Origin of the sequence: Pseudonocardia sediminis (assembly GCF_004217185.1) — a bacterium.
GTDB lineage: Bacteria > Actinomycetota > Actinomycetes > Mycobacteriales > Pseudonocardiaceae > Pseudonocardia > Pseudonocardia sediminis.
The window spans coordinates 3,165,299-3,179,746 of record NZ_SHKL01000001.1 but is presented as its reverse complement, the minus strand read 5'-3'; the positions used below and the strand labels follow the sequence as shown (position 1 = coordinate 3,179,746).

The window sequence follows — 14,448 nt, the reverse complement described above, 5'->3', positions numbered from 1 at the left end:
CGACGACGACGTCGATCGCGAGTCTGGCCCGGACGGTCCCCCGGCGCACGTCGCCACGGAATGTTCCGGCTACCGTGTTCGTTGAGCGTGCAACAACCTCGACCAACCGGAGGCCCCATGCCCGCCGTCACCGTCGCCGACGTCACGGTCCTGCCACGCGTCCCCGAGCCCGGCCCCACCGACCTCGACCGCGGCGTCCGCCGGGTCACGACCGCCCCGTCCGGGCACGAGGGCGAGGGGTTCCCGGTCCGCCGGGCGTTCGCCGGGGTGGACCTGCGCGACCTCGACCCGTTCCTGCACATGGACCAGATGGGCGAGGTCGAGTACGCCCCGGGGGAGCCGAAGGGCACGTCCTGGCACCCGCACCGGGGCTTCGAGACCGTCACCTACATCATCGACGGCGAGTTCGAGCACGCCGACTCGCACGGCGGCGGCGGAGCGATCACCAACGGCGACACCCAGTGGATGACGGCCGGCTCCGGGCTGCTGCACATCGAGCGTCCCCCGGAGGCCCTGGTCGCCAGCGGCGGGCTGTTCCACGGGCTGCAGCTGTGGGTGAACCTGCCGCAGGCGAACAAGTGGCTCGAGCCCAAGTACCAGGACCTGCGCGCCGCGGAGTCCGCGCTGCTCACCACCTCCGACGGCGGGGCGCTCGTCCGCGTGATCGCCGGCTCGGTCGGCGGCCACGAGGGCCCGGGCTCGACCTACACCCCGATGGCGATGATGCACGCGACGCTCTCCCCCGGAGCCCGGCTGCGGATGCCGTGGCCGCGGGAGTTCAACGCCCTGGTCTACGTCCTCTCCGGCGCCGGCACGGTCGGCGCGGACCGGCGCCCGATCCGCACCGGGCAGCTGGCCGTGTTCGGGCCCGGCGACGTGATCACCGTCGCGGGTGACACGTCGCAGGAGTCGCGCCTGCCCGGGCTGGACGTGGTCCTGCTCGGCGGACTACCGATCCGCGAGCCCGTCGCGTGGGCCGGGCCGTTCGTGATGAACACCAAGGCCGAGGTCATGACGGCGTTCGAGGACTACCAGAAGGGCCGCCTCGGCGTGATCCCCGCGAGCTACATCCCGCACGGGCGCCTGGGCGGATCCTCCGCCTGATCGGCAGAGGTCGAGCGACGCACCATCGCCCTTCGACAAGGCCGGAGCCCACGATGGTGCGTCGCCCGGGTGGTTGTTCGCAGCGTGCCCCCGGAATGGTTCGACGCGACCCGATCGTCCGGCCCGGTTCGTCCGGCGAGAGACGCACCACGGCGCCGATCCGCCCGAACCACGGCAACAGCGCGTCAGTGGTCCTCCCCGCGCCGCGTCGCGAGCGCCGAGTGACGCACCATTGCTCCGATCGTGCGTATCAGCAGCGATGACGCGTCCCTCGCCGGAACGCGAGTGGCCCGGCTTCGCGGCCCAGCCCACCAGCCGAGAGTCGCACCGTTGCCGGGCCGGGCGGGTCTCACCGCCAGGGCGCGTCGCTCGTCGATCGGCGCTGGTCGATCCCGCGCCGGATCATCGCGACCGTGCGCTCCGGTGTACCGAGGACGTCCTGGCCGACGAACCGGTAGATCCGCCAGCCCTGGTCGACCAGGTTCGTGATGCGGCGGATGTCGCGGCGAACCCGATCCGGACGGAAGTGGTCCGGACCCTCGTACTCGATGCCGATCCGCAGTTCCGGGTAGGCGAGGTCCAGCCAGACGACCGTGCCGGCGACCGGGTCCTGGACCGGGTACTGCAGCTCCGGGACCGGCAGACCCGCGCCGATCACCAGCAGCCGCATCCGGGTCTCCATCGGCGATCCGGACCGGGCGTCGGCCCGGCGGACGGCATCGTCGAGAGCCGAGGAGCCCCGAGCGCCGGGATGCCGGGCCGCGACCTCGAGGATCCGCTCGGGCGCGAACGTGCCCGCGTTCGCCACGGCGTCGAGCGCCACCACGGCCTCGACCGGACAGGATGCACGCCGGACCACGTCGTAGCCGGTCCGCATCGCCGTGGCCACCCGCATGCCGTGGACGACGGTGATCTCGTCCGGCAGGAGTGCCTCCCGTCGCACCACCAGCCCCGGCCGTGACCGGATCCGCGCCCCGCACGCGGTCACCTCCTGCGGCGCACCCCGGGGAGCGCAGTCCGCGCCCAGGACGGTCGCCGCGGAGAAGCCGCACAACACGCCCTGCTCCCCCACCAGCACCGACGCCGCCCGCTCGGCCAGGAGCACGTCCGGCTCGTCGCACACCATCGCGTAGACGTCCGGGTGCACCCGCCGGAACCGCGGCCCGCGCAGCGTCGACCAGCGGACCAGCCCGGCCGCCACCGCCTCCGACCCGCGGAACGCGACCGGCCAGCCCCGTACGCGTCCCGGTCCCGGTTCATCTCTCGCCATGCGCGGAACCGTCTCCGGAAGCCGGCACGTGCGGCGGCGACTCGGGCCGGTCCGGAACGCTCCACCGCGGCCGGCGTCACCATCGCGAACCGGCCCCGACGCGCGCCGCGGGTCCATCCCGGTCGGGCGTGGCCGGCCCCGGGCCCTGCCCACGTCGCCGAACGACGCACCATCGACTCGCCATGGGCGATCGGGAACCACACCGCGTCACTCGCGCCCGGCCCGCGACCGCGGGGCCGGGGGCCGGCCGGGGGTGAGCGACGCGCCATCGCGGTAGATCGGTGGACCGGCAGCCACTACGCGCCCCTCGCCGGATGCGAGCCGTACTGCGCTCGAGTTTATTCAACTTGTGGGTTGAGTACGGCTGCGAGGCGCGCTACGGTCTATTCAACCGCAAGGTTGAGCAAGGAGGAGAGCGATGGAGGACCGGCTGAACCGGGTGTTCTCGGCCCTGGCCGATCCGATCCGGCGCGACATGGTGGCCCGTCTGGCCGCCGACGACGCGACGGTGAACGAGCTCGCCGAGCCCTACGACGTGTCCCTGCAGGCCGTCTCCAAACACCTCAAGGTGCTGGAGGACGCGGGGCTCGTCAGCCGTTCCCGGCAGGCACAGCGCCGGCCGGTGCACCTCGAGGCGAAGGTGTTCGACCTGATGACGGCATGGATCGAGCGGTACCGGCGGCAGGCCGAGGAGCGCTACCGGCGTCTCGACGCCCTGCTCGCCGCGATGGACGACAGCACGGACGGCACCCGGTCACCCGACCAGGAACGAGGCGCATCATGAGCACCACCACCCACGAGACCACCATCGAGGCCGTCGCCGACGTACCGGCGATCCGGATCGTGCGCGAGTTCGACGCGTCACCGGAGAAGGTCTTCCGGGCCCACGTCGAACCGGAGCTGGTGAAGCAGTGGCTCGGCCCGCGCGGACTCACCATGACGATCGACCGGTGGGACGCCCAGACCGGCGGGACCTACCGCTACGTCCACCGCGACGACGACGGCGAGTACCGCTTCTACGGCTCGTTCCACGAGGTGCGGCCCCACGAGCGGATCGTGCAGACGTTCACGTTCGAGGGCTTCCCGGACGGTGTCGCCCTGGAGACGATGACCTTCACCGACCTCGGCGACGGACGCACGCGGATCGTCGGGAGCTCGACGTTCGAGACGTTCGAGGGCCGCGACTCGGCCCTGGCCAGCGGCATGGAGATCGGGGTCAACGAGGGCTTCGAGCAGCTCGACGAGCTGCTGGCGCGCTCCTGACCACCTGCCGCCGCTGCCGCACCCGGCCCGACGGCCGCGGCGGCGGACAGCGGGGTGCGGCGCGGAGAACTGTCGGGGGTCGCGCCTAGCCTGGTCGAGTGCTCGTCGTCCATGCCCTGTGGTCCCCCGGTCGGGGTGTGCTGCTGTGGGCCGAGGACGGCGAGCGCCCGGCGCGGACGTCGCGACGCTCGTTGCGCAGCGCCCGGCCGCACCCGTTCGCGGTGCCGTCGACGGAGCTGTCCGGGATCCATCCCGGGCGGGCGACGACCACCACCCTGCTCCTGCCCTCGCACGCGAACGGCCCGGTGGACTCCCCCGGCCTGGTCCGGCCGGACGGACCGGCGCGCAAGCGCTCCACCCTGACGCTGTCCCCGTGGAGCGTCCCGGGCGTCGTGGTCGACGTGGCCGAGCTGGAGGACCCGTCGCCGGACGTGCGCTACGGCGACTCGGTCGACCACGTCGTCGCGCTGGCCCACTTCGCCGCGGACCTGGCCGGACGTGGCCGGGTGCTGCCGACGCTCGACGACGATCGTCCGCGGGCGCGGTGGCGGCCCGTGGTGCAGGGACTGGACGCCGTGTCGCGTCAGGCGCTGGTCGACGCGACGCCACCGGTGGCGAGGGCCGAGCAGCGTCGCGCGGGCGACGTCGCCGGCCGCGATCCCGGCGAGCTGCTCGACGACGCGTTGTCCGTGCTCACCGACGCGGCGGTCCGGGAGCGGCTGGGCCGGGCCGAGGAACCGTTGGCACTGGTCCCTCCGCGCCGCGGGCGGACACCGGCCCGATCGGTGGCCGTCGAGGCGTGGCTCGGCGCCCTGACCGGCGAGGACCCGTCCGTCGACGCGCCGGAGAACGAGGTCGCCGAGCTCGCCCGGGCGCTCGAGGGCTGGGACGAGATCGGCAGCGGACCGGCCGGGCCGGGTCGCGGGGTGTTCCGCCTCGCCGAGGTCCGGACGCTGCACGACCCGGCCGACCCCGGCGACGACCCGGAGGACCAGACCGGCGACGGCACCCGCTGGGAGCTGCAGTTCGCGCTGCAGTCCACCGAGGACCCGAGCCTGCAGCTCGACGCCGACGACGTGTGGGCCGGCGACGCCGACAAGCTGATCACCGGCGCGCAGGACCTGCTGCTGGCCGAGCTCGGGCGGGCCGCCCAGCTGCTCCCGGACCTCGTCCCGGCCCTGCGCCGGGCCCGGCCGGCGACCCTCGACCTCGACGTCGACGGGGCCCACCGCTTCCTCACCCGGGACGCCTCGACGCTGGTCACGGCCGGTTTCGGGGTCCAGCTTCCTGCCGGGTGGAACGGGTCGCGCCCGCTCGGGCTGCGTCTGTCGGCGTCGTCCACCCCGGCACCCGGGGTGATCGTGCGCGGTGGGCTCGGCCGGGAGGAGCTGTCCGGGTTCCGCTGGTCGATCGCGGTCGGCGACGAGGAGCTGGGTGAGGAGGAGATCGCGGCCCTGGTCGCGGCGAAGGCGCCGCTGGTGCGCGTGCGCGGGCAGTGGGTCAGCGTCGACGCGACCGCCCTGGCCCAGGGCCTGGACTTCCTGCGCCGGCGCCGCACGCACGCGCCGACCGCCGCCGACGTCCTGGCCGTGAGCCGCGGCGACGTCGACACCCCCCTGCCGGTCACCGGGATCCGGGCGGAGGGGTGGCTCGCCGACCTCATCGAGGGCACCGCCGACCGCGAGCTCGACCCGACACCGGCCCCGCCCGGCTTCCTCGCCACGCTGCGGCCCTACCAGGAACGCGGCCTGTCCTGGCTGGCGTTCCTGTCCTCTCTCGGGCTCGGCGCGTGCCTGGCCGACGACATGGGCCTGGGCAAGACCGTCCAGCTCCTGGCGCTGGAGACGCACGACCGCCAGGGCGACGCGACGACCGCACCGACCCTGATCCTGTGCCCGATGTCGCTGGTCGGGACGTGGCAGCGGGAGGCCGCCCGGTTCGCCCCGGCCCTGCGGGTGCACTCACACCACGGAGCCGGACGCCGGCACGGCGACGAGCTGGACGCGCTGCTGGCCGACGCCGACGTCGTGGTCACCACCTACGGCACCGCCACCCGCGACGCCGAGGAGCTGCAGCGGTGGCGCTGGCACCGGCTCGTCCTCGACGAGGCGCAGGCGATCAAGAACGCGAACGCGACGGCGTCGCGCGTGGTCCGGCGGTTCGACGCCGCGCACCGGATCGCGCTGACCGGCACGCCAATGGAGAACCGGCTGGCCGAGCTGTGGTCGGTGCTCGACTTCCTCAACCCCGGCCTGCTCGGCGCGCCGGAGCGGTTCAAGCAGCGCTTCGCGATCCCGATCGAGCGCCACGCCGACCCGGACGCGGCCCGGAAGCTGCGCCGGATCACCCGCCCCTACCTGCTGCGACGGGTCAAGACCGATCCCGAGGTGATCGACGACCTGCCGGAGAAGATCGAGATCATCCAGGACTACCGGCTCACCCGCGAGCAGGCCTCCCTCTACCGCACGGTCGTCGACGACATGATGGAGAAGATCGAGGACTCCCAGGGCATCGAGCGGCGCGGCAACGTGCTGTCGGCGATGGCCAAGCTCAAGCAGGTCTGCAACCACCCCGCCCAGCTGCTGCACGACGGCTCGCCCATCGGCAGGCGCTCGGGCAAGGTCGCCCGGCTGGAGGAGATCCTGACCGAGATCCTGGCCGAGGGCGACAAGGTGCTGCTGTTCACCCAGTTCACCGAGTTCGCCGCGATGCTGCGCCCGCACCTGTCGGCGCGGTTCGACACCGAGGTCGCCTACCTGCACGGCGGCACGTCGAAGAAGCGGCGCGACGAGATGGTCACCCGGTTCCAGGCCCCCGGCGGGCCGTCGATCTTCCTGCTCTCGCTCAAGGCCGGCGGCACCGGACTCACCCTGACCGCGGCCAACCACGTCGTGCACCTGGACCGCTGGTGGAACCCGGCGGTGGAGAACCAGGCCACCGACCGGGCGTTCCGGATCGGTCAGAAGCGCACCGTGCAGGTGCGCAAGTTCTGCTGCCCGGGCACCGTCGAGAAGCGGATCGACGCGCTGATCGAGTCGAAGAAGTCGCTCTCGGAGATGGTCGTCTCCGACGGCGAGGACTGGCTGACCGGGCTGTCCACCGGCGAGCTGCGCGAGGTGTTCGCCCTGGGCAACGAGGCCGTCGGCGACGACGGGGGTGAGCCGTGAGCGACCGCCCGTTCTGGGCCGACGAGGAGTACGTCGCCCGCAAGCCGTTGCGCGTACCCGGCGGGATCCAGATCAACTCCACCCGCGGCGCCGTCGCCCGGACCTGGTGGTCGGCGCGGTTCATCGCGGTGCTGGAGGAGCTCGGGGTCGGGGGCCGGCTCACCCGCGGGCGCTCCTACGCCCGGTCCGGCCAGATCGTCTCGCTCGACGTCGACGCGGGCTCCGCCGTCGCGCTCGTGCAGGGCACCCGTCCGGCGCCGTACAAGGCCCGGATCGGCCTGCGCGTCTGGGACAAGGAGCAGTGGGGCCGCGCCGAGCAGGCCCTGGCCGACGACGCGTTCTACGCCGCGACGCTGCTGGCCGGCGGGATGCCGACCGAGATCGTCGAGATGCTCGACGGCCTGGGCCTCTCGCTGTTCCCGGACGCCTCCGGCGAGCTGTCGATGGACTGCAACTGCCCGGACGCGACGGTGCCGTGCAAGCACCTGGCCGCGGTGTTCTACCTGCTCGCCGAGCGCTTCGACGCCGACCCGTTCGAGCTCTTCGCACTGCGTGGACGCGACCGGGAGACGCTGCTGTCGAACCTGCGCGAACGCCGCGGCGGTGTGGCGGCCGAGAGCGACGAGCCCGCCGCGCCGCCCGCGTCGGTGCCTCCGTTGTCGGAAGTCCTCAACCGCTTCTACGACGCCGCGCCGTCCGGCGCCACGCCTCCGCGACCGCCGGTGACCTCGCCGGATGCGGTCCTGGACCAGGTCCCCGAGATCCCGGCCCGCGTGCGGGGGTCCACGGTCACCGACCTGCTCCGCCCCGCCTACCGCCAGCTCGCCGCCGACGAGTGAGCCCGGCGGGAGAGCCGGACGAGTGAGCCCGGCGAGTGCGGCTCAGGCCGCGGCGACCGGGTCCAGCTGCCCACGGCGGGCGACCCGGCGTTCGAACCAGATCGTGACCAGCGGCGGGATGCTGGCCAGCAGGCCGACGACCGTCGTGCGCAGGTCCCACCGGAACGTCCGCGCGGTGAGGAGCGTGACGATCACGTAGGCCACGAACAGCGCGCCGTGGATCGGCCCGAAGACCTTCACGCCGATGTCGTCGAACACGACCAGGTACTTGAAGACCATGCCGATCAGCAGTCCGGTCCAGGAGCACGCCTCGGCGATGGCGACGCCGCGGAAGATCCGGGCCAGGACGGTGGGCTCGATCATGGGGCCGCTCCTGCAGGACGGGTCGGTCGTTACCGCCGTCCACTGTGCCGCACCCGCCCGCCTCAACTTCTACCGGGTGTCGAATCCCACGGACACCGATGAGAACGGGTTCCCGTCGCGGTCGACCCCGGCAGACGCACACCGAACCCGAGGAGCGAGCCGTGCCCGAGACCACCACGCCCACGATCGACCTCACCCCGACGGCCCGCGCCGTCGCCGAGCTGGTCCGCCAGGTGCCCGACGACCGGCTCGCCGCGTCCACCCCGTGCCCCGGCATGACCGTCGCGACCCTGCTCGACCACCTGCACGGCCTGGCCGGGGCGTTCCGCGACGCCGCCACCAGGACCGTGCCACCGGGTGGATCGCAGTCGCCGCAGCCGTCTGCGAGAACCTGGTCGCCGGCTGGCGGGAGGCGGTCCCGGCCGTGCTCGAGGAGCTCGCCGCCGCCTGGACCGCGCCCGGGGCCTGGGAGGGCATGACGCAGGCGGGTGGCCTCGACCTGCCCGGGGAGGTCGCCGGCGTCGTCGCCCTGGACGAGGTCGTCCTGCACGGGTGGGACCTGGCCGTCGCGACCGGTCAGGACTTCCGCCCGGACGACGCCGCGGTGGCGGTGGTCCTGGAGTTCACGTCGTCGATGTCGGGCCCCGGCCAGGAGGAGGGCCGGCAGGGCCTGTTCGGCCCCGTGGTCGACGTACCCGACGACGCCCCGGCGTTCGAGCGCGCCCTCGGCTACTCCGGCCGCGACCCCCGCTGGGCTCCCTGACGAACCCGTCGTAAGGACCGGCGGGTCACTGCCGCCCGGTGAGGTACTCCGGGTCGGGCGCCGGCAGGGGGACCACCGGGCTGTCGCCGAGGATGTCGCCCATCGCCCGGTACCAGGTCCGGGCCGGGGCCATACCGCCGTAGATGTTGCCCCCTCCGCAGGTGTGCGGCGGGCTGCCCTCGCAGATCGGCTTGGGCGAGCTGGAGTCGTCGAACACGATCGCCGCGCCGGCCAGGGTCGGCGTCGTCCCGACGAACGTCGCCGACTTGTACTCCTGCGTCGTCCCGGTCTTCGCCGCGACGGGGCGGGTCCAGTCCATGGTCCGCGCCGCCGCGGCCGACGTGCCGCCGGGCTGGTCGTCCTTGCTCATGCCGGTCAGCAGGGTGTCGGCGATGCCCGGCGCGACCGCCTGCGTGCAGGCGGCCTGAGTGATCGGGACCGGCCGCCCGTCCTGGCCGGTCACCGACTGCAGCGGCGCCGGCGGGCACCAGGTGCCGTGCGAGGCCAGGGTCGCCTGGACGTTCGCCAGCTCCAGTGCGCTGGTCGGAGTGACACCGAGGGTGAACGAGCCCAGGCGCTGGTCCTTCATCGTCGTCGCGATCGACGGGGAGTCGTCGCCCCCGTCGGAGGAGGACTCGGCCAGCGAGGTCAGGCCCAGGCGCACCGCCATGTCGACGACCGGCGGGATCCCGGTCGTCTCCTCCAGCTTCACGAACGCGGTGTTCGGCGACTCGGCCAGGGCGTCGGTGAGGGAGAGCTGCGGCGGGTACTTCCCGGCGTTGCCGACCGGGACCGAGGAGCCGTCGCCGTTGCGGTAGATCGGCGAGGCGTAGCCGTCCGGCGGGACCGGGATGATCGAGTCGATGCCGATGTCGTGCTGCTCCAGCGCCGTCGCCGCGGTGAAGATCTTGTAGACCGAGCCCGCGCCGAGGTTCTCCGGCTCGTAGGGGAGCCCGTAGGCGGACTGGCCCTCGGCGTTGCCGAACGTCCGGTTCGCGGCCATCGCGGTCACCGGGTGCGACGTCGCCCCCGGCGCCACGATCGACATGACGTCGGCGACGTGCGGCTGGTCGGCGGGGACCTGGCCGTCGATCGCGGCCTTGAGCGAGCCGAGCTGCCTGCGGTCGAGCGTCGTCCGGATCGTGTAGCCGCCGTCGATGAGCTGCTGCTGGCTCATCCCGGCCTCGGTGAGGTAGCGCACGACGTAGTCGCAGAAGTAGCCGGCGTCCCCCGCACCCGTGCAGCCCTCGCCGGGCACCGACGGGTCGGGCTTCACCGCCAGCGGCGACGCCGTCGACCGCGCGGCCTGGGCCGGGTCGATCGACCCGGCCTGACGCATCTGCTCGATCACGATGTCGCGGCGGCCCTTCGCCGCGTCCGGGTGCCGCGCCGGGTCGTAGGGGCCGGGGCTCTGCACCATCCCGGCCAGCAGCGCCGCCTGCGGGACCGTCAGCGCGCTCGCGTCGACCCCGAAGTAGGCCTGCGCCGCGGCCTGCACGCCGTAGGCGCCGTGCCCGAAGTACACGAGGTTCAGGTAGCCGGTGAGGATCTGGTCCTTGGTCAGCTGGTGATCCAGGCTGACCGCCAGCTCGGCCTCCTTGATCTTGCGGGCGTAGTTCGGCGCGACCGCCGCCTGCTTCTCGGCCTCGGTGCGTGCCGTCACGTAGAGGTCGTAGTTCTTGACGTACTGCTCGGTCAGGGTCGAGGCACCCTGCTGCGACGCGCCCTCGGAGTTGTTCACCAGCGCCCGCGCGACGCCGACGGGGTCGACCCCGCCGTGGGAGAAGAACCGGCGGTCCTCGATGGCGACGATCGCGGCCTTCATCGCGACCGAGATCCTCTCGCTCGGCACCGAGATCCGGTACTGGTCGTAGAAGTACGCGACGGGCGCACCGGAGGAATCGGTCATCACCGTCGCGGACGGGAGAATTCCGCTGCGAATGGACCCGGACGTCTCCGTCGCCGATTCCGCGACCTGCTTCGCGAGAATTCCGCCACCACCCACGACCGGGAACAGGATCCCGGCCAGCAGCACCCCGCCGACCACGACCAACGCAGCCAGCTGCCGTCCCCGTTCCCTACGCACATCACCAGGTCTACCAGCACGGTCCCGGCTCGCGTGCGTCGAGACCCGGCGCGTCGCGGTGGACCCGGCGAGTGCGACCCCGGCGGAGGAAAACGACGTGGACGACGATTCGGACAGTTCTTGAGAATCCCCTGTGAATTGCGACACCGGAGATGAGCGGATTTCCCCGGTACGGATCCTGAAGGCCGAGCTCGGCGGCGACGTCCCGGCCTCCCCTGCCACCCCGGGGTCCGCGCCGCCCGACACCGCCGCCGGTCCCACACCGGCCGACCGGGCCGGTCCCGGCGGGGACGCCACGGGCCCGCTCCACCACCCCCCGCACGGGCACCTGAGCGGGATCACGTTGCCCGGGGCCGACGGGCGCGGTTAGCGTCGAGTCGGTGACCGTCTCCACGCCCCTGATGAAGGTCCGCATCGGTATCGGCTCGGTGGGCCTGCACCCCGAGAGCCCCGGCACCGAGTTCGACGAGTTCGTCGACGCGCTGGAGTCGCGCGGCATCGACTCGCTCTGGTTGCCCGACCTGGTCTCGGCCGGCGGCGTGGACGCGATCACCGGCATGGCGTGGGCCGCCGCGCGCACCCGCTCGCTGAAGGTCGGCACCGGGGTGATCGTCCTGCCCGGGCGCAACCCGGCGCTGCTCGCCTCGCAGCTCGCGACTCTGGCCGTGCTCGCACCGAAGCGGATCCTGCCCGCGTTCGGTGTCCGTGCGGCCACCCCCGCCGAGCGCCAGCTCTACCCGGTCGACGGCGTGCGGGCCGAGGTGTTCGAGGAGGCACTGGTCGTCCTGCGCCGGCTGCTGTCCGAGCCCGAGGTCACCCACCACGGCACACACTTCACCCTCGACGGCGCGAGCGTGAACCCGCGCCCGTCCCGTCCGCTGGACCTGTGGCTGGGCGGCCGGGCCGAGGTCGGGCTGCGCCGTGTGGGCCGCCTCGCCGACGGCTGGCTGGGCAGCTTCCTGACCCCCGACGAGGCGGCCCGCGCCCGGGTCACGATCGAGAACGCAGCGCGCGAGGCCGGCCGGGAGGTCGAGGAGGACCACTACGGCACGAACGTCAGCATCGTCCTGCCCGGGACCAGGGAGGACCGGGTGACCGCGATGCTGCGACGCTCGGCGGAGCAGCGGCCCGAGGTCGACCCGGAGAAGCTGATCGCCCGCGGCTGGGACGGCGCGCGGGAGCTCATCCGGCAGTTCGTCGACGGCGGGTTGACGAAGTTCGTCGTCCGCCCGGCGGGACCGGTCGAGGACTGGCCGGCCTTCCTGGACCAGTTCTCCGCCGAGCTGGGACCGCTCGAGAACTGATCGCTTGCACCTCCCCCACGGGGAGGCCCGACACTGGCCCCATGCTGAGCATCGGACAATTCGCCCAGTCGACGGACCTGACGGTGAAGGCGCTGCGGCACTACGACGAACGGGGCCTGCTGGTCCCGGCCCGGGTGGACCCGCAGACACGCCACCGTGCCTACGGGGACGCCCAGATCCGGGACGCGGTGGTGATCAAGGCCCTGCGGGATGCCGACGTACCGGTGGAGTCGGTGCGCCGTGCCCTCACCGATCCGGCCACCACACGCGAGATCCTCACCGACTTCCGTACCGAGGTGACGGCGGCGCGTGCCGCGCAGGACGCCGCGCTCGACGCTGCGGAGTACTTGGCCGCGGCGCTGGAGAACCCCGGCCCGGTCGAGGAGCGGGAGGCGCCGCTGCAGCATTTCGCCGCCGTCGTCGTGCACATCGCGACGGACGGGTCGCAAGAGGTCGGCGACGACTCCACGAACACCGCGTTCGGCGACCTGCACCGGGCCCTGACCGAGCACGGTCACCCGCCGACCGGACCGTTCTGGACCGGTATCGACGCGGTGCCCAGCAGACCCGAGCTGGCAGAGCTCACCCTGTGCTGGCCGACCGCCGAACCGGTGGGCGACGGGCTCACCCTCCCCGACATGGAGGTCCGCGCCGGCACGCTGCCGGAGCGACGCGAGCTGGTGTCGCGCCACCTCTACACCGACGGCGAGACCCTCCCCGAGGGTGTGCCGCACCCGGCCTTCATCGCCCTGCTGAGCGAGCTGGCCCGGCGGGCCGAGGAGGACGGCCCCGAGAGCGGTGACCTCGCCGCCGTCCGGCAGGTCGGGATCCTGGGCGACGAGGGCCTGATCGGTGTGGAGCTCGCCGTCACGATGGGCTGAGGGCCTACTTCGTCGTGGAGATGCCGCCGTCGACGGGGATCACCGCGCCGGTGACGTAGGCACCGGCCAGGCTGGACAGGAAGATCGTCGCGCCGGCCACGTCCGACGGCCGCCCGATCCGGCCCAGCGGGGAGGTCGCGGCGATCTCGTCGCCCGCGGCCTCCAGCGTCGCCCGCATCATCTTCGACGGGAACGGGCCCGGCGCGATCGCGTTCACCGTGATCCTGCGCGGGCCCAGGTCGCGGGCGAGCACGTGGGTGAGGTGGTGCACCGCGGCCTTGGACGCCGAGTAGGAGTAGTTCGGCAGCTCCGGGACCCGGATGCCGTCGATGCTCCCGATGTTGATCACCCGCGACGGGTCGTCGTCGGTGGCGCCGGCCTCGAGCAGCGGCAGGAACGCCCGTGTCAGGAAGAACGGGGACTTGACGTTGAGGTCGAGCACCTTGTCCCAGGCCGCGGCCGGGAACTCCTCCAGCGGCGCGCCCCAGGTGGCGCCGGCGTTGTTGACCAGGATGTCCAGGCGGTCCTCTCGCGAGGAGATCTCGCCCGCCAGGCGCAGACACTCGTCCTCCCTCGACAGGTCCGCCGGGATGCCGACGACGCCGATCTCGGACTCCGCGGCGGAGCAGGCGTCGGCCTTGCGGCTGGCCACGTAGACCGTCGCCCCGGCCTCCTTCAGCCCCTGGGCGATCATGAAGCCGATCCCGCCGGTACCGCCGGTGACCAGGGCGACCTTGCCCGCCACGTCGAACAGTCCGCTCACGTGTTCCTCCTCGAACGTCGTCGGAGGAGCAACCTAACCCGGTGGTGATCACCCGTCGACGGGACGGGGGATGCGTCACGTGGGCTGCACCGGTGCGTCGGCGGTGGCAGGCTCGGACCGATGTCCTCAGCACAGCGCCGGGACCGCGACGAACGCGGTCGCGCCCGCAACGCCCGTCCCCGCGACGCCGCCGGGCGTCCGCTCCCGCACGGCGCCGAGGGCGTCGAGCGGGTCCCCGAGGACCTGGTCCTGACCCCGGAGGAGTCCGTCGCCGAGGCCCAGCGCCTGCTCGACGAGGGTCTGCCGTTCCAGGCGCACGAGGTCCTCGAAGGCGCGTGGAAGGCCTCCGGCGACGACACCCGCGAACTGTGGCGGGCGCTCGCCCAGCTCGCCGTCGGGCTCACCCACGCCCAGCGGCACAACTCCCGCGGCGCGGTCTCGCTGCTGCGCCGAGGGGCCGAGGGCGTCGGCGAGTGGGCGTCGTCGGCGACGGTGCCCGCTCCGGCCGGGCTGGACCTGCCCGGGCTGAGCCGGCACGCCGCCGCGGTGGCCGACCGGGTGGAGCGCGACGGCGTCGTCACCCTCTCCCCCGCCGAGCTCGCCCCGCGGCTGCGCGCCGACGCCTGACCGCAGGCCGATGAGTCC

At 73.2% G+C, this 14,448-nt stretch carries 12 protein-coding genes and 1 pseudogene; 9 read left to right on the top strand and 4 right to left on the bottom strand.

Annotated elements, in window-relative coordinates:
* Positions 1 to 117: 117 nt before the first annotated feature.
* Positions 118 to 1,104, top strand: coding sequence for a pirin family protein (locus tag EV383_RS14770; RefSeq protein WP_130290451.1), 987 nt, complete (start codon positions 118 to 120; stop codon positions 1,102 to 1,104).
* Between the two features lie 349 nt (positions 1,105 to 1,453).
* On the opposite strand, the gene EV383_RS14765 is transcribed toward EV383_RS14770, so the two are convergent.
* Complete coding sequence (locus EV383_RS14765; RefSeq protein ID WP_130290450.1) at positions 1,454 to 2,374, bottom strand: DUF559 domain-containing protein; 921 nt, start codon at positions 2,372 to 2,374, stop codon at positions 1,454 to 1,456.
* A 418-nt stretch (positions 2,375 to 2,792) separates the two neighbouring features.
* Between EV383_RS14765 and EV383_RS14760 the strand changes: the two genes are divergently transcribed.
* From EV383_RS14760 to EV383_RS14745, 4 genes are all read left to right on the top strand, one after another.
* Positions 2,793 to 3,158, top strand: coding sequence for an ArsR/SmtB family transcription factor (locus EV383_RS14760; protein ID WP_130290449.1), 366 nt, complete (start codon positions 2,793 to 2,795; stop codon positions 3,156 to 3,158).
* A complete protein-coding gene (locus tag EV383_RS14755; RefSeq protein ID WP_130290448.1) occupies positions 3,155 to 3,637 on the top strand; it encodes an SRPBCC family protein in 483 nt (160 codons plus the stop codon). The genes EV383_RS14760 and EV383_RS14755 overlap by 4 nt, the downstream gene beginning before the upstream one ends.
* 98 nt (positions 3,638 to 3,735) lie before the next feature.
* Positions 3,736 to 6,804, top strand: a complete 3,069-nt coding sequence (locus tag EV383_RS14750; RefSeq protein WP_130290447.1) for a DEAD/DEAH box helicase — start codon at positions 3,736 to 3,738, stop codon at positions 6,802 to 6,804.
* Positions 6,801 to 7,643, top strand: a complete 843-nt coding sequence (locus EV383_RS14745; RefSeq protein ID WP_130290446.1) for an SWIM zinc finger family protein — start codon at positions 6,801 to 6,803, stop codon at positions 7,641 to 7,643. The genes EV383_RS14750 and EV383_RS14745 overlap by 4 nt, the downstream gene beginning before the upstream one ends.
* 42 nt (positions 7,644 to 7,685) lie before the next feature.
* Here the strand turns inward: EV383_RS14745 and EV383_RS14740 are convergent, their stop codons facing one another.
* Positions 7,686 to 8,006 (bottom strand): DUF3817 domain-containing protein, encoded by a 321-nt coding sequence (locus EV383_RS14740; RefSeq protein ID WP_130290445.1) that lies wholly within the window; start codon positions 8,004 to 8,006, stop codon positions 7,686 to 7,688.
* A gap of 98 nt (positions 8,007 to 8,104) precedes the next feature.
* Between EV383_RS14740 and EV383_RS14735 the strand changes: the two are divergent.
* Positions 8,105 to 8,769, top strand: a pseudogene (locus tag EV383_RS14735) (TIGR03086 family metal-binding protein).
* A gap of 25 nt (positions 8,770 to 8,794) precedes the next feature.
* Here EV383_RS14735 and EV383_RS14730 read toward each other — a convergent pair.
* The gene (locus EV383_RS14730; RefSeq protein WP_130290444.1) at positions 8,795 to 10,855 is read right to left on the bottom strand and encodes a transglycosylase domain-containing protein; all 2,061 of its coding nucleotides are present in this window, start codon (positions 10,853 to 10,855) and stop codon (positions 8,795 to 8,797) included.
* 380 nt (positions 10,856 to 11,235) lie between these two features.
* Between EV383_RS14730 and EV383_RS14725 the strand changes: the two genes are divergently transcribed.
* Together EV383_RS14725 and EV383_RS14720 are read left to right on the top strand one after the other, a co-directional pair.
* On the top strand, positions 11,236 to 12,159 hold the full coding sequence (locus tag EV383_RS14725) for a TIGR03854 family LLM class F420-dependent oxidoreductase (protein ID WP_207223530.1): 924 nt from the start codon (positions 11,236 to 11,238) through the stop codon (positions 12,157 to 12,159).
* A 41-nt stretch (positions 12,160 to 12,200) separates the two neighbouring features.
* Positions 12,201 to 13,040, top strand: a complete 840-nt coding sequence (locus tag EV383_RS14720; protein ID WP_130290443.1) for a MerR family transcriptional regulator — start codon at positions 12,201 to 12,203, stop codon at positions 13,038 to 13,040.
* A gap of 4 nt (positions 13,041 to 13,044) precedes the next feature.
* Here the strand turns inward: EV383_RS14720 and EV383_RS14715 are convergent, their stop codons facing one another.
* The gene (locus EV383_RS14715; RefSeq protein WP_130290442.1) at positions 13,045 to 13,803 is read right to left on the bottom strand and encodes an SDR family oxidoreductase; all 759 of its coding nucleotides are present in this window, start codon (positions 13,801 to 13,803) and stop codon (positions 13,045 to 13,047) included.
* Positions 13,804 to 13,923: 120 nt separating this feature from the next.
* On the opposite strand from EV383_RS14715, the gene EV383_RS14710 reads away from it, so the two are divergent.
* On the top strand, positions 13,924 to 14,430 hold the full coding sequence (locus EV383_RS14710) for a DUF309 domain-containing protein (RefSeq protein ID WP_130290441.1): 507 nt from the start codon (positions 13,924 to 13,926) through the stop codon (positions 14,428 to 14,430).
* The last annotated feature ends 18 nt before the right edge of the window (positions 14,431 to 14,448 follow it).